This is a genomic window from Pseudomonas sp. MF09150 (assembly GCF_059862355.1).
Genome location: NZ_JCBCUS010000001.1, coordinates 1,259,364 through 1,276,358 on the forward strand (window position 1 = coordinate 1,259,364; position 16,995 = coordinate 1,276,358).

A 16,995-nucleotide genomic window follows, 5' to 3' on the forward strand; every position below is an offset into this window, starting at 1 on the left:
CTAGCGCGAGGTTGCGCGGGTCCTTTCAATCGATAATCGATAGAAACCGGCGCACCTGTAGCCGCTGCCGCCAGGCTCGGCAGCGGCTACAGGTGGGGTCAATGCAAGGAATTGAGCAGCACCCGCGACGGCACGTCTCCCGGTCGGCAGCTGACTTTGTTGCGGCCGGTGGTCTTGGCTTCGTACAGCGCCTGGTCGGCGTCGTCCAGCCAGTTGACCGCGTCGCTGTACTCCGGATCAAACGCCGCCAGGCCAATGCTCAGGCTGACTTGCAGCGCCGGGTTCTGCTCGTAGCCCAGGGCACCGAAGCGGGTGCGCAGGCCTTCCATCAACTGGGCCGCCTGCTCCAGGGGCACGTCCGGCAGGATCACGCAAAACTCATCACCGCCATAACGGCCGATCTGATCACTGACCCGCAGGTTCTGGCGCAGGATCTTGCTCAGTTGGCGCAGCACGATATCGCCGGCCACATGGCCGTAGGTGTCGTTGATGACCTTGAAGTGATCAATGTCGATCAGGGCAATGGCCCCACCCTGCTGCTGGCGTCGGCAGCGTTGGAACTCAACCTCCAGCTGATCCTTCCAGGCGCCATGGTTAAGTAGCCCGGACAAGCTGTCGGTGCGGCTCAGGGCCAACAGCTCGCGCTTGTGCCCGGCCAGCACGCACGCCTGCTGGTAGCAGATATACCCCAGGGCCAGCGGGTACAACGTCAGCATCGGCAGGCAGGCATAGACTTGCAGTTGGCTGGTTTCGGCGATGAACAACGGGCTGAACAGCAGCAGCGAGACGCCGATCCCCAGGGCCTGAGCCAGGCTCCCGGCGAGAAAGAAACGCACACCGCCAATGGCGATATTGTTCATCGCCATCATCGCCAGGGTGGTCGTGGTCGGCAGCGGATTGAAATGCATGGCGCCGACCCAGAACCCGCCGAGGAACGAGTCCACCAGCAAATTGCGGTGTTCGCCGCGAAACGGCACCCGTGACCGGCGCGCCCACTGGTACGCCAGGTGCGGCCAGGCAAAGGCGTTGAACAGCATGAAGCCCCAGAGCCAGGCCGGGGGCTGCAGCGGTTGCATGGCTGCGGCGACGCAGAAGAAGCCCAGGGCCAGACCCAGGATCCGCGACTTGTATAGCCTCCTGGCCAATGAAAGTCCCTTCCCTGGTGTATGTGGCGTAGGGGCCAAGGCTCCTCCGTGCAAGCAGTACGAGGGTCGATGAGGCTACTGGGACTGCCGAGCAGTCTACCAGCGAAGAGTCAAATAGCCATTACCCCTTCCCCCCTGTTTACAGCGCCCTGGCCCGGCATTGCGGGAATATTTGGCTATAACTGACGGTGGGCACATAACATTACTCTGCGCCCGCTTGCCAAGTACCCCGGAGGAGGCGCATGCACAGCTATCAGGTACTGATCATCGGCAGCGGTTTTGGCGGACAGTGTGCAGCGGTCAATCTGCTCAAGGCGGGAATAGATGACTTCCTGCTGCTGGAGCGCCGCAACTTCCCTGGCGGCACCTGGTGCCAGAACACCTACCCCGGCGCCGCGGTCGATGTGCCCTCGCCCCTGTACTCCCTGTCGTTCGCGCCTTACCGGTGGAGCCAGATGTACGCCACCCAGGACGAATTGCAGCGCTATACCCAGCATCTGCTGCACCAGCAAGACTTGCAGGACAAGGTGCTGCTCGGGGCCGAGGTCGAGGCCATGGACTGGGACTCGGCGCAGCAACGCTGGATCGTCCAGACCCAGGCCCGCGGTCGATTCCAGGCGCAGTTCGTGATCAACGCCTCGGGGCCCTTGAGCCAACCCCTGATTCCGCCCCTCCAGGGCCTCGCCGACTTCACCGGCCACCAGTTCCACAGCAACCAGTGGGACCACCACTACGACTACCGTGGCAAGCGCGTGGCGATTGTCGGCAGTGGCGCCAGCGCGGCGCAGATCATCCCGGCAATTGCCGCCGATGTCGCCCAGTTACATGTGTTCCAGCGCAGTGCGCACTGGGTGCTGCCGCGCCCTGACCGGCACTTCAGTGCCTTGGAACGGCGCCTGCTGGGGTTCAAGCCGGCCTACACCCTGCTGCGCTGGTTGATCTATTGGCAGCTGGAAAGCCGGATCATCGCCTTCAAGTATTCACGGCCGGCAATGGCCCTGGTGCAGCGCCAGGCCCTGGGCCTGCTCAAACGCCAGGTGCCCGACCCGCAACTGCGCCGCCAACTGACGCCGGACTACAGCATCGGCTGCAAGCGGGTGATCCTGTCTAACACCCTGTACCCGGCGCTGGGGCGAGCCAACGTCAGCCTGCACGGGCGCGAGCAAGGCATCCAGAGCCTCGACGCCAGCGGCATCAACACCCGAGACGGCCAGCACCTGGAGCTGGACCTGATCATCTGGTGCACCGGCTTCGACACCACCGACGGCATGATCGCCTACCCGGTGCGCGGCAAGGACCGCCAGTTGTTGCGCGATGCCTGGGCGCCCTACCCGCGCGCCTACCTGGGCACCTGTGTGCCGGGGTTCCCCAACCTGTTTATCCTCTGCGGCCCCAACACCGGGATCGGCCACACCTCGCTGCTGTTCATCATCGAATCCCAGACCCGCTACATTCTCAGCTGCATCCGGGCCCTCAAGACCCAGGGCTTGCAGGCCATTGAAGCTCGCCCGGAAGCGGAGGCGCGCTACACCGCGATGATCCACCGCGAGATGCAGCGCACGGTGTGGCAATCCGGCGGTTGCCAGAGCTGGTACCGCAGCAGCAGCGGGCATGTGACGGCGCTGTTTCCCGGCTTCAGCTTCAGCTACCACTGGCTGACCCGGGGCCTCAAGCCCGTGGACCATCAACTGTCCTGACCCGTGCCCGCACAGGAGCCACCCGATGTTCGTGATTGTCGCCCTGCTCGCCCTTGGCCTGTTCTGGTGCTATCGCACCTACCCGCGCATCGGCCATTGGCTGTATGACGCCAGCAGCGCGCTGGAGGCCCGGCTCTACCGGTTGAAAAAACACCCGGTGGCCATCGATGGCATGACCCTGGCGACTTACATGGGCGGCCCGAGCACCGCCAGCCAGACCCTGTTGCTGCTGCACGGCTACAGCGCCGACAAAAGCATCTGGCTGCGTTTTGCCCGGCACTTCAGCAAAGACTGCCGGGTGCTGATCCCGGACCTGGGCGGCCATGGCGCCACCGGTTTCGACGCCAGCCAGGACTACAGCATCCCGGCCCAGGGCCGACGCCTGCTGCAATTGCTCGACGCCTGCCAGGTGGCACGGGTGCACCTGGTCGGTAACTCCATGGGCGGCTATATCGCGGCGTGGCTGGCGGCCACCAGCCCGGAGCGGGTAGCGTCACTGACCCTGTTCGACCCCGCCGGCGTCAGCGCGCCCGAGCCCAGCGACCTGGAGCGCATGCTGGCGGCGGGCCGCAATCCGTTCCTGATCGACACCCGCGCCGACTTCGACACCTTCTACGGCATGACCATGGCCGATCCGCCCTGGGTGCCGGAGGTGGTCCTGGCGGCCATCGCCGAACGCTACCGGCAGCGGCGCCCGCAGCTGGCGAAAATCTTCGACGACTTCCATGGCAGTGCGCCCATGGAACCCCTGCTGGGCTCGATCCAGGCCCCGACCCTGCTGCTCTGGGGCCGCGAGGACCGGCTGCTGCATGCCAGCAGCGCGCTGATCTGGGCCCGGGGCATCCCCCAGTTGCAGGTGGAGATCTGGCAAGGCATCGGCCATATGCCCATGGTCGAGCGCCCTAACCGCAGCGCCCGGCTGTACCGCCAGTTCCTGCAACAGGCAGCCCTGCGCAATAGCCGCTGAACGCTCGAGCCCACTTTGCCAGCGACGCCCGGGCACGGCGCCCGACGCGCGGAGCCCGAACGGCAGTGCATTCATTTGCAGAATGAAGTTCAGAGGAAACTTCGTTTGTCAGCGCCCCCGACGCCGAACAGAATCGGCCCCACTCCACCCTTGATGTCACTGCAGCGGGAATCCTGTTTATGAGCAACCAGAGCTTCGTCAGCCCTGACCTGATCCGCCAACGCTTTTCGCGGGCAATGTCGGACATGTACCGCGATGAAGTGCCGCTGTATGGCGCGCTGATGGAACTGGTGGCCGAGGTCAACGCCCAGACCCTGGAACAGCATCCCGACCTGGCCCGGCACCTGCGCCAGACCGGTGAAATCGAACGCCTGGACCTGGAGCGCCACGGCGCCATCCGCGTCGGCACCGCGACCGAACTGGCGACCCTGAGCCGCCTGTTCGCGGTCATGGGCATGCAGCCGGTGGGCTATTACGACCTGACCCCGGCCGGGGTCCCGGTGCACTCCACGGCCTTTCGCGCGGTGCATGAAACGGCGCTGCACATCAGCCCGTTCCGGGTCTTCACCTCGCTGCTGCGCCTGGAACTGATCGAGAACCCCGAACTGCGCGCCTTTGCCGAATCGGTCCTGGCCCGGCGCTCGATCTTCACCGCCCGGGCCCTGAGCCTGATCGCCCAGTGCGAAGCGGATGGCGGGCTGAACCAGGCGGATGCCGAGGCGTTCGTCGAGCAGGCCCTGGAAACCTTCCGCTGGCACCACAGCGCCACCGTGACTGCCGCGCAGTATCAGCAACTGAGCGCCCAGCACCGGCTGATCGCCGATGTGGTGGCGTTCAAGGGTCCGCACATCAACCACCTGACCCCACGTACCCTGGACATCGACCAGGTGCAACGCCTGATGCCCGCCCACGGCATCACCCCCAAGGCCGTGATCGAAGGCCCGCCACGGCGGGACTGCCCGATCCTGCTGCGCCAGACCAGCTTCAAGGCCCTGGAGGAAACCGTGGCCTTCACCGACCAGGAACAGAGCCAGGGCAGCCACAGCGCACGCTTCGGCGAAATCGAACAACGCGGTGCGGCCCTCACCCCCAAAGGCCGCGCCCTGTACGACCGCCTGCTGAATGCCGCCCGCGACCAGCTCAATGCCTTCCCCAACGAGTCCAACGCCGATCGCTACGACGCCCTGATGCGCGACCACTTCGAAACCTTCCCCGACAGCCACGACGCCATGCGCGAAGAGGACCTGGCGTACTTCCGCTATTTCGCCACCGAACAGGGCCTGGCCGCACGCGAACAGGCCCAGCGGCCCACGACCCTGGCCACACTGATTGCCGCCGGGCACGTGCGCTTCGAACCTCTGGTGTATGAAGACTTCCTGCCGGTCAGCGCCGCCGGGATCTTCCAGTCCAACCTCGGCGACGACGCACAAAGTCACTACGCCGGCCAGTCCAACCAGCAGGCCTTCGAACAGGCCCTGGGCCGGCCGACCATCGATGAATTGCAGCTCTACGCCCAGACCCAGCAGCGCTCGCTGGAGCAGTGTGCGAGTGCCTTGGGCCTGCCCGGGTTGTGAATACAGGCGGCGCGTGATCCACCGCCATGGCACTGACGTTGTCGGTGGATCCTGACCTCAGCGCCGCTTCAACCCTGCCCGCACTCCCATCTGGCGGTCACTGAAAACCGCTGCGCGACAGGCTCGGGCACAACCGCCAGCGCAACCCGCGCCTGTTCTGCCGTGATCAACGCGTGCGGGGTTGCATGGGCTTGCTGCACCTGCGCCACCAGTTGCTTGAGCCCGGCCTTGAAGGGCTCCGGCAGGCAGTTTTCCATAAGCTGCAGGTTGGCGATCACGCAGTGCCTGGCATCGTCGAACGCCCAGTCGTCGTCAAGCAGATGCTCAATATCCTGAGCAGACTCCACCAGCAATCGGTAGGCGAACCCGGCAAACGACAGGTTTTCCACTTCGCTGGACTCTCGGTCATGCCAGACCAGGGCGACGCCGACCTGCCCGTCTTGCAGGGGAGTCAGGCAGTACGCGTCGCCGGCACCGGACTGGGCAAACGGCAAGAACCGCCGCCCGTCCTGGTAGGCCGGGTTGAGCCATTCTTCGATAACGTCGCCGGCCTGTTGCCCGTCGATCCACTCGAAGTCGTAGGCGCAGGACAACGCCGGTTGTGCCGACAGGGTGTACTCACGCCACCCCTTGCTCCAGTCCTCACGGCTATTGCCGTAGCGGGTCCGTCCCTCGGCCAGCAGCCACTGCAGCTCCGCTGGCAAGGCTATACCTGCGGTCTCGGCCAGCCGTTCAAAATCGCTCATGTGCATTCACTTCTGCAAAGTTCGGCGGGGTCATCCGCGCAAAAAGTCCGACGCATCTTAGGGCATGTGCCAGCTCCGGTTGAACCCTGGGCAGCGAAATTCGCCGCGCCCGGATCCCTACTGCACCCGATACGCCGACGGCACCTGGGTCGCGACGAACTCGCGCATGTGCTCGACAAAGCGCTCCTGCAATCGGGACAGGGGCGCCTGGGGCGGCAGCAGCAGGCTGAAGTCCATTTCGATGGCCGGCTCGAAGGCACGGAAGACCACGCCCTGCCCGCGGTATTCAAGGGCGCTGATGGCATCCACCAGCGCCACCCCGGCGCCCTCTTCGACAAACAGGCACATGGGCAGCGACAGCTGGGTTTCCAGGCGCAAGTGGCGCTGCACGCCATGGGCGGCAAAGATCGCGTCGACGTGCTGGCGCGAGGCGATGGCATGGGGGTAGGAAACAAACGCCTCGCCCTCCAGGTCCTCGGGCACGATCAGCGCCTGCGGTTCCAGGCGATGCCCCACCGGCAAGGCGCAGAGCATGCGCGATTTCAGCAGTTTCTCCGCGCGCGGGCTGGGGTAGGTGTTGGGCTCGACGATCACCCCCAGGTCGCAGCGCCCGCCGACCACCAGGTCGACCACCTCACGCGAGGAGTGCACCACCAGGCTGATCTGCACCTCGGGGTGTTCACGCTGGAAGGCGGTGATGGCCCGCGGCATGAATCCCAGGCCCATGGCCGGGGCGCAGGCGATCTGCAACGAGCCGCGCTTGAGGGTGCGAATTTCCTGGGCGGTGCGGGCAATGCGCTCGACGCCGAGTAATGAGCGCTGCACCTCCTCATACAGCACCAGGGCCTCGGGCGTCGGCTGCAGGCGCCCCTTGAGACGCTCGAACAGGGCAAAGCCGATGTCTTCCTCCAGCGCGCTGATCAAACGCGTCGCGGCGGGCTGGGAGATATGCAGCATCTCGGCGGCGCGGGTCACGGTCTGGCCGAGAATCACCGCACGAAAGGCTTCCAGCTGACGCAAATTCATCCCACCGCACCCCATAACAAAAAGACATGACCTGCGCAAAATAAAGCATTTTTCATCGCTGCATCAGCCCCCTAGCATCCCAGCCATGCCTCAACCGCCTCAGCCTGCACCCGATTTATCGGGATAACGCCTGACCGGCCTGGAACTGGACCCACCCATGCAAAAACCTGATGCACTGATAATCGGCGGCGGCCTCGTGGGCCTAGCGATCGCCTACGGCATGGCCCGCAGCGGGCGCCAGGTGCGCGTGCTGGACGAGGGCGACAGTGCCCTGCGCGCGGCCCGTGGCAACTTCGGCCTGCTGTGGGTGCAGGGCAAGGGCTATCGCAAAAGCGCCTATGCCCAGTGGACCCGGCAGTCGGTGGCGCTGTGGCCGCAACTGGCGGCGTACCTGCGCGAGGACAGCGGCGTGGATGTCTGCCTGCAACAGGCCGGGGGGTTCCAGCTGTGCCTGTCCGAGGCGGAAATGGCCGAGGAAAGCCAGCGTCTGGCCTGGCTGCAGCAAGCCCAGGACGGCGACTACCCCTTTGAACTGCTGAGCCCGGGCGAGCTGCGCAAACGCCTGCCCGGCGTCGGTCCGGATGTGGTCGGGGCCTGCTATTCGCCGATGGATGGCCAGGTCAACCCGCTGAAATTGCTGCGAGCGCTGTATGCCGGCTGCCGCCGCCATGGAGTGCAGATCGACAACGGCCATCGGGTCGACGCCATCCGCCAGGTCGGTGATGGCCTTGAAGTGCGCGCTGGCGACCAGCGCTGGCAGGCCGGGCAACTGGTGCTGGCCGCCGGCCTGGGCAACCGTTCGCTGGGCGCCCTGCTCGGCGTCGAGGTACCGGTGCAGCCCAATCGCGGGCAGATCCTGGTCACCGAGCGCCTCGCGCCCTTTTTGCACTACCCCACCACCTATGTGCGCCAGACCGACGAAGGCACGGTGCAGCTCGGCGACTCCATGGAAGCCGTGGGCTACGACGACCGGGGCAGCGCCGAGGTGATGGCCGACATCGCCCAGCGCGGCGTGCGCTGCTTCCCCTTACTGGCCGATGTGCGCCTGGTTCGGGCCTGGGGTGCGCTGCGGGTCCTGAGCCCGGATGGCCTGCCGATTTACCAGACGCTGCCCGAGTGCCCGCAGGTGTTTGTCGCCAGTTGCCACAGCGGCGTCACCCTGGCCGCGGCCCACGCCCTGTTGCTGGCGCCGTGGCTCAGCGGCCAGGGCCAACTTCCCGACGTGCAGCCTTTTGGCCTGGCGCGCTTTCAATCTGCCAGCGAGGTGCAGCATGCCGGCTGATCGCCTGTTTCAACCCATGTCCGCCAGCAACCCGACCCTGACCATCGAATTCGACGGCCAACCCCTGCGGGTGCCGGCCGGTGTTTCCCTGGCGGCGGCGCTGCTCGCCAGTGGCGTGCGCAGCACCCGCAGCAGCGTGGTCAGTGCCAGCCCGCGGGCGCCGTTTTGCATGATGGGGGTGTGCTTTGAGTGCCTGGTGGAGGTCGACGGCCAAGCCAGTTGCCAGGCCTGCCTGCTGCCGGTGCGCGAAGGCATGCGTGTGCGCAGCCAGCACGGGGTGCGTGCAGTGTCGACTACCGAGGGGGCCGACGATGAAGCCTGAACCTGTGGACCTGCTGATCATCGGCGCCGGCCCCGCCGGCATGGCGGCTGCTATCGAGGCCTGCGGCCTGGGCTTGAGCGTGACGGTGCTCGACGAACAGGCCAGCCCCGGCGGGCAGATCTACCGTGATGTGCGCCTCGCCGACCCTCAGCGCCTGGCCGTGCTGGGTGCCGACTACCAGGCCGGGCTGGCCCTGGTCGAGCGCTTCCTGGCCTGCGGCGCGCGCTATATCCCCCAGGCCTCGGTGTGGCTGGTGAGCCCGCAACAGCAAGTGCATTTTCTCCACCAGGGCCAGGCGCGAACCCTTCACCCACGGCGCCTGCTGATTGCCTGCGGGGCCTACGAACGCGCCCTGCCGATTCCCGGCTGGACCCTGCCCGGGGTGATGAACGCCGGCGCTGGGCAGATCCTGCTCAAGGGTGCTGCGCTGCTGCCGGCGGTGCCGGTGCTGCTGGCCGGCTGTGGCCCGCTGCTGTACCTGCTGGCGGCGCAATACCTGCGGGCCGGAGTCCAGGTCGCGGCCCTAGTGGACACCAGCAGCCACGCCGACCTGCTGCGCGCCTGGCGCCAGATCCCGGCGGCCCTCGGCGGCTGGCGCGAACTGCGCAAGGGCCTGGGCCTGCTGAGGCAACTGCGGCGTGCCGGGATCCGCCATTTCCGGGGCGCGCGCGACTTGCAGATCGAAGGCCAAGACCAGGCCCGGGCCCTGCGCTTTCGCTGCGGCGGGGATGAACATCGGCTCCCGGCGCAATTGATCCTGTTGCATCAGGGCGTGGTGCCCAACACCCAGATCAGTTGGTCGCTGCGCCTGGAGCACCAGTGGGACGAACAACAACTGTGCTGGACCGTGCATCGCGACCCGTTTGGAGAAACCAGTCAGCCCGGCGTGTTTATCGCCGGCGATGCCGCGGCCATCGGCGGCGCCCTGGCCGCACGGGAACAGGGGCGGATAGCGGCCCTGGGAATCGCCCGTCAGTTGCAGCCCCATGCTGCCGCGCAGATCAATGCCCAACTGCCAGCGCTGCGCCGCGCCCTGGCCCGGCACCTGGCGGCCCGTCCGCTGATCGACGCCCTGTACCGCCCGCAGCAGCAGAACCGCATCCCCGCCGACGACGTCATCGTCTGCCGCTGCGAAGAAGTCAGCGCCGGCGACCTGCGCCACTACGTCGACCTGGGCTGCCTCGGGCCGAACCAGGCCAAGGCTTTCGGCCGCTGCGGCATGGGCCCCTGCCAGGGCCGCCTGTGCGGCCTCAGCGTCAGCGAAGTGATCGCCGAGCGGCGCCAGGTTTCCCCGGCCGCCGTCGGCTACTACCGCATCCGCCCGCCACTCAAACCCATCACCCTCACCCAACTCGCAGGTGAAGCCTGCCTCGACCGTTCCCAGGAGCACCCATGACCTCTATCCAGCGTATCCAAAGCAACCCACGGCTAAGCCGCGTGGTGGTGCACAACCAGGTGGCCTGGCTCAGCGGCATCGTCGCCGCCGATTGCAGCCAGGACATCCAGGGCCAGACCCGCCAGGTGCTGGAGCGTGTCGACCAGTTGCTGGCCGAGGCCGGCACTGACAAGAGCCGCCTGCTCAGTGTGCAGATCTGGATGAAAGACATGACCGCCGATTTCGACGCCATGAATGCGCTGTGGAGCGCCTGGGTCGACCCCACGCAAACCCCGGCCCGAGCCACGGCCCAGGTGGCTTTCGACGACGCCGAGATCCGCCTCGAGCTGATCGTCACCGCCGCCGTCTGAGGCTCAGGCAAGCCGCCCGCACACGCGGGCAACCGGTCAGGGCAGCCACCTGCGAGCCGCCCGACCCTGCGTTCTCATTGCGACTGCCGATAACGGGCGCCTTGCATTGGCGAGTGCCCGATGTACAACAACACGCATCCGGAGCTTTGTATGAACCTGAAAAAAACCCTCACCGTCCTTGGCCTGGCCAGCCTCGCCAGTTTCGGCGCCAGCACCCAGGCCGCCGAGAAAACCCTGCGCGTGGGCATCGAGGCGGCTTACCCGCCGTTTGCCTACAAGACCAGCGACAACCGCCTGGAAGGTTTCGACTACGACATCGGCCAGGCCCTGTGCGCCAAGATGCAGGTCACCTGCCAGTGGCAGGAACTGGAATTCGACGGCCTGATCCCGGCGCTCAAGGTGCGCAAGATCGACGCGGCGATTTCTTCGGTGTCGATCACCCCCGAGCGCCTCAAATCGGTGGACTTCAGCGACCGCTACTACCGCATCCCAGCCAAGCTGGTGACCCGCAAGGGCAACGGCATCGAGGCCATTCCAGCGTCCCTGGCCGGCAAGCGCATCGGCGTGCAGCGCGCCACCAACTTCGACCGCTACGCCTCGGCCACCTTCGAGCCGGCCGGTGCGCAGATCGTGCGCTACGGCTCGCAGAACGAAATCTACCTCGACCTGCTGGCCGGCCGCGTCGACGCCACCCTGGCCAGTTCGGTGGCCGTCGAAGAAGGCCTGCTCAAACGGCCCGAAGGCGGCGACTATCACTTTGTCGGGCCCAGCTTCACCGACCCGCAGTACTTCGGCACTGGCATCGGCATCGCGGTGCGCAAGAACGACCCGCTGAGCGCCGAACTGAACCAGGCCCTGGCGGCAATACGGGCCGACGGCAGCTATGAGCAGATCCGCAAGAAGTACTTCAACTTCGATATCTACGGCGAGTAAGCCCTCCCCCTGGCGGACGCCGTTGCGGCCCGCTAGCCGGCAACGGTGAACGTGCCAGACCTAAACCCCACGAAGCTGGCCGGGCGCGTGACACGCGCCTGGCCAGTGGCGCTCGATAGAGGAAACAGCATGCGCAACAAACCGGTCCTGTCCCAGCCCGACGTCACCCAGATGCTACTTGCGGCCGAGCACGCCGCCCGTGAACGCGGCTGGGCCGTGAGCATTGCCGTGGTCGATGACGGCGGCCATCCCCTGGGCCTGCTGCGGCTCGACGACGCGGCGCCCATCAGCGCCTACATCGCCACGGAAAAAGCCCGCACCGCCGCCCTCGGCCGCCGCGACAGCGGGGCCTATGAACAGATGATCAACGGCGGTCGCCAGGCATTTCTCAGCGCACCGCTGCTGCAAGGCATGCTTGAAGGCGGGGTGCCGATCCTGCACCTGGGGCAATGCATCGGCGCGATCGGCGTTTCCGGCGTCAGGCCCGAGCAGGACGCGGAACTGGCGCGCCTGGTTGTCGCCGCGCTGGACGCCGTACAAGGCTGAAGCTCGCGCCCCTGGCTCTGGCCGGGGGTATGCACCGAACATTCCGATACGAAAAATGCCGCCCTCCCCGCACCCTTCGCTGCTTACCTTATAGCCAGGCATTCGTTGTGAGCCGCCAGTCGGATGGCTTCATGACGGCATTGTTTTTTGTCTCTATATGGATACACTCAGCCATGGATTACACGCTCCAGCAGACGCCCGGTTTTGCGCGCTGGCATGCCTCACTTCGCGATCTGCGGGCCAGGATCGCCATCGCACGGCGCCTCGAGCGCGCGGCGGCGGGCAACCTCGGCGACGTCAAGGCGCTGGGCGGCGAACTCGGTGAAATGCGCGTCGATATCGGCGCCGGCTACCGCATTTATTTCATTCGGCGTGGCACCTGGCTGATCATTCTGCTGCACGGTGGCGACAAGGCGACCCAAGCAGCCGACATCCACAAGGCCCGCGCCCTGGCAAAGGAGTTTTAATATGGCTGGCACACTTGTTCCCTTCGACATGGCAACCCTGCTCGACAGCGACGAGGCCATCAGCGAGTACCTGTCCCAGGTCCTGGCCGACGGCGACACCGATGAACTGCTGCGCGCCCTGGGCCACGTCGCCCGTGCACGGGGCATGGCCCAGGTTTCCCGCGACTCGGGCCTGGGCCGCGCCAGCCTCTATAAAACCTTCGCCCCCGGCGCCAAGCCGCGCTTCGACACCGTGGTCAAGGTCATGCGCGCCCTGGGAATTCAACTGCGTACCCAAGTGACCCACGGCTGAAGCCGGCAGGCGGCCCTGAATACCCGGCAGCCTGTCGCCCTGGCGCAGGCATCGCGGCGAACAACCCCGGCAGGTCGCAAAAAAACCAGTGCGCCGGCTTGTAAAAAGCACCGCACCGCGACAGGCTTCGCCCTCACTTGAAAGGCCCTGGACAATGGACGTCGATCCCCCTCTGCAACAGCAAATCCGCGAGCTGGTCAATGCACTGGTGACAGCGGACTACGCCACCCTTTGCGCTGAAGGCTGGCTCGGCCGGCTGCGCCAGGACGACGTGCAACTGTGCCTGCACGAATACGGCGCCACGCTGGTGGCTCCGCCCCCCGCCTTTATCGACAGCATCGAGCGCTACGCCTATCAGGATGGGTCGGGCCTGCACCTGGACGTACCGCTGTGGACCGCCGAGGAAGGTTTGAGCGACCTGACCCTGTCGCTGCAAGTGCTGTTCGAAGGCGACCGCCCACAGCTGCAGATGCTTGACCTGCACGTGCTTTGAACCATCGCTCCAGGTGAGGACCTGCCCCATGCCAACCAGCTTGAAGATGCTGCAGATCGCCTACCCGCAGGGACTGCCCGAAGCGGACTACCGGCCCTTGCTGGCGTTGCTCTACGAACACTTTTCCGACCGCAATCTGGCCGAACTGATCGCCACGCTCAGTGCCAGGGATCCGGATCGGGTGCTCAACGATATTTACCGCGTCCACGGCACCGACAAACCCGATGCCGCAAACGTGAAGCGGGTGCAGCAGCACCTCGAAGCCCTGGGACTCAGCAGCCTTTACAGCGCCGAGCAGAGCCATGGCGAGCGGCCCGATGGGCACTGAACAGCTAGGGCCCGAACAAAAACCGCCCCCGGAAAAATAAGCAGCTGATCGGCAAGCACTTACTGTGTAAAAATCCCCCGGCAGCGCCCCTTCTGCCCGGGTCGCTGGCACAAGGAAGCGTTCATTCACATCAACAGGGAACGGCATGATCGTCCTATCAGCAGGCAACGTGGTCGACCCACGGACAATCACTCAACGCGAGCCGGGTTTTTCGCAGAAAGTCGACCGCCCTACCAAGGCCTTCAGCTTCAGCGTGACCCTGGATGAATTGCGCCCGGCGTTCTTTGCCCTGGCCGATATCTTCATCGCCGAATGCCCGATCGATGACCAGCAATACGGCACCGTCGACATCCCCGAAATACAGGTTCTGGGCTACCCGGACCTACAGACCCTGGCCGAGCGCTGGCCAGACGTGGCGGCCTGGCTGATCCGCGAGTACCTGTGGCAGGAATTGCTGGAGCATCTGTTTCCCTACAATGAGGGCTGCCTGGAACTGGTGATCAACAACCTGTTCACCTCCGAGCTCAACGGCGATGTGCTGACGGTAACCGGTGAAACCTTCGATGCAGTAAAGCCGCGCCAATGAAGGTTCGTCTGTTGCAATGCAAGCCCTCGGACCCGGCCCGGGTCAGCTTCCTCAGCGCCCACGGCACGGGCCAGGCCAACTGGTCAGGGCCGCGGCCGGCGCTCGACGCCTGGCTGGAGGTCGAGCTCGACCTCGACGATGCATTCCACTGGGGGGAAAACCTCAAACCCAGTACCCACCACGACTGCCAGCTGCGCGTCCAGGATGATGCCCTGCACCTGCGCGCCGAGCTGATCGCCATCGAGGCCGACGGCACCGGGGCGCTCAACGTTGGCGGCTCGATTGTGCTGATTTCCCTGGCACCGAACCCGGAGGCTCGCACCGGGTGGGTCGAACTGGTCGCGCGCGATGTCACGTTGCAGGGTGTTGCACTGTGACCCCGTCAACACCAGGCCCGGACACCCCGTTCTGTGTCGCCGACGGCAGCATCCAACACCTCGGCAGCAGCCCGGGGCTGTTGCGCGTCGAGTTTATCGATTGGCAGCAACAGCCCTGGGTGCTGTCCTTCACCGGGCTGGTGGCCTACCAGAGCCTCGGCGCCGAAGGCACGGAGATAGCCGAATTGAGCCGCGCTCCTCTGTCGCAATTGCTGGCCCAGGTGGACCCGGGGGAGTTGTCATCGGCCCCTGACAGCTACAGTTTTATCTGCGCCTGGAGCGGCCGCCCGGTGCTGAGCATCATCGCCGACGACTGTCGGTACGACCGGGCACCGCAACCGCAACCAGGCCCTCCATCGAGCGCACAACCATGACTGACTATCAGCCCCTGATCGACGCCCTGGACGCCGGCGACGAGGAAACCTTCTGGTTCGGCCCCGCCAGCGCGGAGCAGATACAGCGCCTGCAAGGCCTGCTGAAACTGCAACTGCCTGCCGACCTGGTGGCGTTCCTGCTGACCTGCGGCGGCGGAGGCGTGGTGCAATCGGAAATCGCCGGCATTGAAGACAACGACGCGACACTCTGCAATGGCGGCAGCCTGCTCTACGCCACCACCTATTGCCGCAGCGAATTCGGCTTGCCCGAACACCTGGCCGTCATCTACCTGCGTGACGACGAAGTCTGCTGGGCCGTGGATTGCAGTGACCAGGGCCAGGGCCGGGTGCTGAGTTACAGCCTGTTCCAGCGCAAGATCGAGCGCGTGCTCAACCCGAGCTTCTCGCTGTTTTTCCAGGACTACGTGAACCTGCGACTGTGACGCCATCGAGCGTCCACACCTGGCACCTCCCACTCTCTACTACGGGCTCAGCGAACCAGACCATGTCCAGAATCAGAATTGCCTCAACCCTGCCGCTGAAAAACCTCGAAGCCACCAAGTTCCTTCACCAACGCCTGGGCCTGCCACTGTCCATGGCCAGCGCCAAACTGGCGGCGGGCGCAACCGGGTTCTTCTACGACGGGCAGGTCTACAGCAACGAGCATGTGCAACAAGCGGCCACGTTGCGTGCGATCCTGGCGTTTTTCCAGGCCCGGGAAATCCCCCTGACCATCCATGAAATCAGCGCCGAACAAGACTGGAGCGAGCTGGACCCGCAGCAACTGGACAACGTCACCCTCGACGAGGAATGCCTGGGCAACCTGCTGGACAGCTGCGAGGGCCAGTACTCATGAATCGCAGGCATCTCCCTGCCCCATCACCGGGTGTGCAGCATGGACTTTGAAATCTTTGAGCGCCTGATCGACGATGCGCGCCAACGGCAGCCGATCTGGTTCGAACTGGAGACGGACCAACCGCCGAACGCCAGCCAGATCCAGCATGCCCAGCAGCAATTGAACTGCCTGTTGCCCGACGACTACCTCAGGTTCATCAGCCGCCATGGCGGCGGCTTCTTTGCCCTGGGCACGGTCTACTCGCTGGACCCGGCCAGTAGCTTGAACCTGGTCCAGCTCAACCAGCAATACGCTGCCCTGCGCGGCCAACATGTGCTGTTCTCCGATAACGGTTGCGGTGACCTGTACGGTTTTGCAATCAGGGACGGTCGCTGCCTGCCCCGGGTGTCGATCTACCGGCACGACGATGAGCGCTGGAGCAGCTTCGCCCCGGCCGACTTCCTGCAATTCCTGCTGGCCCATTGCGTCAACTATCAGGAGCGCACATGACGTACCACGACGTATTCATCAACCGCACCGAGCAGTTTTGCCTCGGTATCGAGCAGGAGTCGGGCCGGACCTATATGTCCACCCCGATACGCCCGGGCCGCAGCCTGGTGGAGTTCGATCATTACTTCGAGCTGGACGCGGCGTCCTTCGAGCTGTTCCAGCGTGATCCGCAGGCGGCCCGTGCCTTCCTCGAGCGCTGCCTCAAGGGTGATGTCGCGCCGATGGTGGCCTGCCCATGAGAACCTTTTACGTGATCGCCGAAAAAGACCTGTTTCCCCAGTACCCCCATCACGCCGAGTGGCCCAAACAGGTTGCCTACTGCTTTGAGCAGCGCCTGTTCATGCTGAGCGAGGGTAAAGGTCATGGCATGGGCGGCAGCACGATTCCCCAGGAACAGATCCGCAAGCCCGGCTGGCTGGAGGTATTGGCCGGGGCCGAGGGGCTGTGGTTTCTGGATTTTATCGAGACCGAACAGTTTGCGGACGAGGCGCAATTCGCAGCAGCGTTGAGCCGGAAGCTCGGTCCGTTGCAGACCTTGAAGTGCTGAAGCCCTGCCTTGCATCGCGTCGAAAAAAAGGTGTTCGCCCAGTGCTTTGGCCTCGGCAATCCATGCACTGGTAAAGAGCCTTTGCACCGGGCGAACGGGGGCTATTTTAATCGAACGTCCGAAGAAAGTCCGTGCACAGATTCTGAACAAATCTGCACACAATCACCGCGCTGAATGTTCGATTTGAGACACCCATTGCGCC

The 16,995-nt window shown here is 65.1% G+C and carries 24 protein-coding genes; 21 read left to right on the plus strand and 3 right to left on the minus strand.

The features are described 5' to 3' along the window. Positions 1-98 precede the first annotated feature (98 nt). The gene (locus AC19YX_RS05305) at positions 99-1,184 is read right to left on the minus strand and encodes a diguanylate cyclase (RefSeq protein WP_078473691.1); all 1,086 of its coding nucleotides are present in this window, start codon (positions 1,182-1,184) and stop codon (positions 99-101) included. A gap of 203 nt (positions 1,185-1,387) precedes the next feature. Here AC19YX_RS05305 and AC19YX_RS05310 point away from each other — a divergent pair, with 203 nt between their 5' ends. The 3 genes from AC19YX_RS05310 (at position 1,388) to hglS (ending at position 5,383) form a co-directional block, all read left to right on the plus strand. After that, positions 1,388-2,842 carry a flavin-containing monooxygenase gene (locus AC19YX_RS05310; RefSeq protein ID WP_500605836.1) on the plus strand — a complete coding sequence of 485 codons (1,455 nt, stop codon included), beginning with the start codon at positions 1,388-1,390 and terminating at the stop codon, positions 2,840-2,842. 25 nt (positions 2,843-2,867) lie between these two features. Continuing rightward, the gene (locus AC19YX_RS05315) at positions 2,868-3,809 is read left to right on the plus strand and encodes an alpha/beta fold hydrolase (protein ID WP_500605837.1); all 942 of its coding nucleotides are present in this window, start codon (positions 2,868-2,870) and stop codon (positions 3,807-3,809) included. 179 nt (positions 3,810-3,988) lie between these two features. Further along, positions 3,989-5,383, plus strand: coding sequence for a 2-oxoadipate dioxygenase/decarboxylase HglS (gene hglS / locus AC19YX_RS05320; RefSeq protein ID WP_500605838.1), 1,395 nt, complete (start codon positions 3,989-3,991; stop codon positions 5,381-5,383). A 68-nt stretch (positions 5,384-5,451) separates the two neighbouring features. Here the strand turns inward: hglS and AC19YX_RS05325 are convergent, their stop codons facing one another. Together AC19YX_RS05325 and AC19YX_RS05330 are read right to left on the minus strand one after the other, a co-directional pair. After that, complete coding sequence (locus tag AC19YX_RS05325; RefSeq protein WP_500605839.1) at positions 5,452-6,129, minus strand: SMI1/KNR4 family protein; 678 nt, start codon at positions 6,127-6,129, stop codon at positions 5,452-5,454. Positions 6,130-6,246: 117 nt separating this feature from the next. After that, positions 6,247-7,155, minus strand: coding sequence for a LysR substrate-binding domain-containing protein (locus AC19YX_RS05330; RefSeq protein ID WP_500605840.1), 909 nt, complete (start codon positions 7,153-7,155; stop codon positions 6,247-6,249). A gap of 157 nt (positions 7,156-7,312) precedes the next feature. On the opposite strand from AC19YX_RS05330, the gene AC19YX_RS05335 reads away from it, so the two are divergent. From AC19YX_RS05335 to AC19YX_RS05420, 18 genes are all read left to right on the plus strand, one after another. Continuing rightward, entirely contained in the window at positions 7,313-8,437 is a 1,125-nt protein-coding gene (locus AC19YX_RS05335; RefSeq protein WP_500605841.1) for an NAD(P)/FAD-dependent oxidoreductase, read from the plus strand. After that, positions 8,427-8,759, plus strand: coding sequence for a (2Fe-2S)-binding protein (locus AC19YX_RS05340; protein ID WP_421547296.1), 333 nt, complete (start codon positions 8,427-8,429; stop codon positions 8,757-8,759). The genes AC19YX_RS05335 and AC19YX_RS05340 overlap by 11 nt, the downstream gene beginning before the upstream one ends. Beyond that, entirely contained in the window at positions 8,749-10,155 is a 1,407-nt protein-coding gene (locus tag AC19YX_RS05345) for an FAD/NAD(P)-dependent oxidoreductase (RefSeq protein ID WP_421547297.1), read from the plus strand. The genes AC19YX_RS05340 and AC19YX_RS05345 overlap by 11 nt, the downstream gene beginning before the upstream one ends. Beyond that, on the plus strand, positions 10,152-10,505 hold the full coding sequence (locus AC19YX_RS05350) for a RidA family protein (RefSeq protein WP_078473700.1): 354 nt from the start codon (positions 10,152-10,154) through the stop codon (positions 10,503-10,505). Before AC19YX_RS05345 ends, AC19YX_RS05350 begins: the two co-directional genes overlap by 4 nt. Before the next feature lie 150 nt (positions 10,506-10,655). Beyond that, positions 10,656-11,438, plus strand: coding sequence for an ABC transporter substrate-binding protein (locus tag AC19YX_RS05355; RefSeq protein WP_078473701.1), 783 nt, complete (start codon positions 10,656-10,658; stop codon positions 11,436-11,438). A 129-nt stretch (positions 11,439-11,567) separates the two neighbouring features. Beyond that, positions 11,568-11,984, plus strand: coding sequence for a GlcG/HbpS family heme-binding protein (locus AC19YX_RS05360; RefSeq protein WP_500605842.1), 417 nt, complete (start codon positions 11,568-11,570; stop codon positions 11,982-11,984). 173 nt (positions 11,985-12,157) lie between these two features. Next, positions 12,158-12,451, plus strand: a complete 294-nt coding sequence (locus tag AC19YX_RS05365; protein WP_201130370.1) for a type II toxin-antitoxin system RelE/ParE family toxin — start codon at positions 12,158-12,160, stop codon at positions 12,449-12,451. Between the two features lies 1 nt (position 12,452). Continuing rightward, positions 12,453-12,743 carry an addiction module antidote protein gene (locus AC19YX_RS05370; protein WP_078473704.1) on the plus strand — a complete coding sequence of 97 codons (291 nt, stop codon included), beginning with the start codon at positions 12,453-12,455 and terminating at the stop codon, positions 12,741-12,743. Between the two features lie 154 nt (positions 12,744-12,897). Continuing rightward, positions 12,898-13,236: a DUF7668 domain-containing protein gene (locus AC19YX_RS05375; protein WP_078473705.1), complete on the plus strand. Its 339-nt coding sequence runs from the start codon at positions 12,898-12,900 to the stop codon at positions 13,234-13,236. Positions 13,237-13,264: 28 nt separating this feature from the next. Then, entirely contained in the window at positions 13,265-13,564 is a 300-nt protein-coding gene (locus AC19YX_RS05380) for a DUF3349 domain-containing protein (RefSeq protein ID WP_500605843.1), read from the plus strand. A 145-nt stretch (positions 13,565-13,709) separates the two neighbouring features. Continuing rightward, positions 13,710-14,150, plus strand: coding sequence for a hypothetical protein (locus AC19YX_RS05385; RefSeq protein ID WP_421547299.1), 441 nt, complete (start codon positions 13,710-13,712; stop codon positions 14,148-14,150). Then, a complete protein-coding gene (locus AC19YX_RS05390; protein ID WP_500605844.1) occupies positions 14,147-14,527 on the plus strand; it encodes a hypothetical protein in 381 nt (126 codons plus the stop codon). The genes AC19YX_RS05385 and AC19YX_RS05390 overlap by 4 nt, the downstream gene beginning before the upstream one ends. After that, entirely contained in the window at positions 14,524-14,901 is a 378-nt protein-coding gene (locus AC19YX_RS05395) for a hypothetical protein (protein ID WP_500605845.1), read from the plus strand. The genes AC19YX_RS05390 and AC19YX_RS05395 overlap by 4 nt, the downstream gene beginning before the upstream one ends. After that, positions 14,898-15,344 (plus strand): SMI1/KNR4 family protein, encoded by a 447-nt coding sequence (locus tag AC19YX_RS05400; protein WP_421547302.1) that lies wholly within the window; start codon positions 14,898-14,900, stop codon positions 15,342-15,344. Before AC19YX_RS05395 ends, AC19YX_RS05400 begins: the two co-directional genes overlap by 4 nt. 62 nt (positions 15,345-15,406) lie before the next feature. Further along, a complete protein-coding gene (locus AC19YX_RS05405) occupies positions 15,407-15,757 on the plus strand; it encodes a hypothetical protein (protein ID WP_421547303.1) in 351 nt (116 codons plus the stop codon). A gap of 39 nt (positions 15,758-15,796) precedes the next feature. Then, on the plus strand, positions 15,797-16,246 hold the full coding sequence (locus AC19YX_RS05410; protein WP_500605846.1) for an SMI1/KNR4 family protein: 450 nt from the start codon (positions 15,797-15,799) through the stop codon (positions 16,244-16,246). Then, the gene (locus tag AC19YX_RS05415) at positions 16,243-16,485 is read left to right on the plus strand and encodes a hypothetical protein (protein ID WP_500605847.1); all 243 of its coding nucleotides are present in this window, start codon (positions 16,243-16,245) and stop codon (positions 16,483-16,485) included. Before AC19YX_RS05410 ends, AC19YX_RS05415 begins: the two co-directional genes overlap by 4 nt. After that, positions 16,482-16,793: a hypothetical protein gene (locus tag AC19YX_RS05420; protein WP_500605848.1), complete on the plus strand. Its 312-nt coding sequence runs from the start codon at positions 16,482-16,484 to the stop codon at positions 16,791-16,793. The genes AC19YX_RS05415 and AC19YX_RS05420 overlap by 4 nt, the downstream gene beginning before the upstream one ends. Positions 16,794-16,995: the final 202 nt, after the last annotated feature.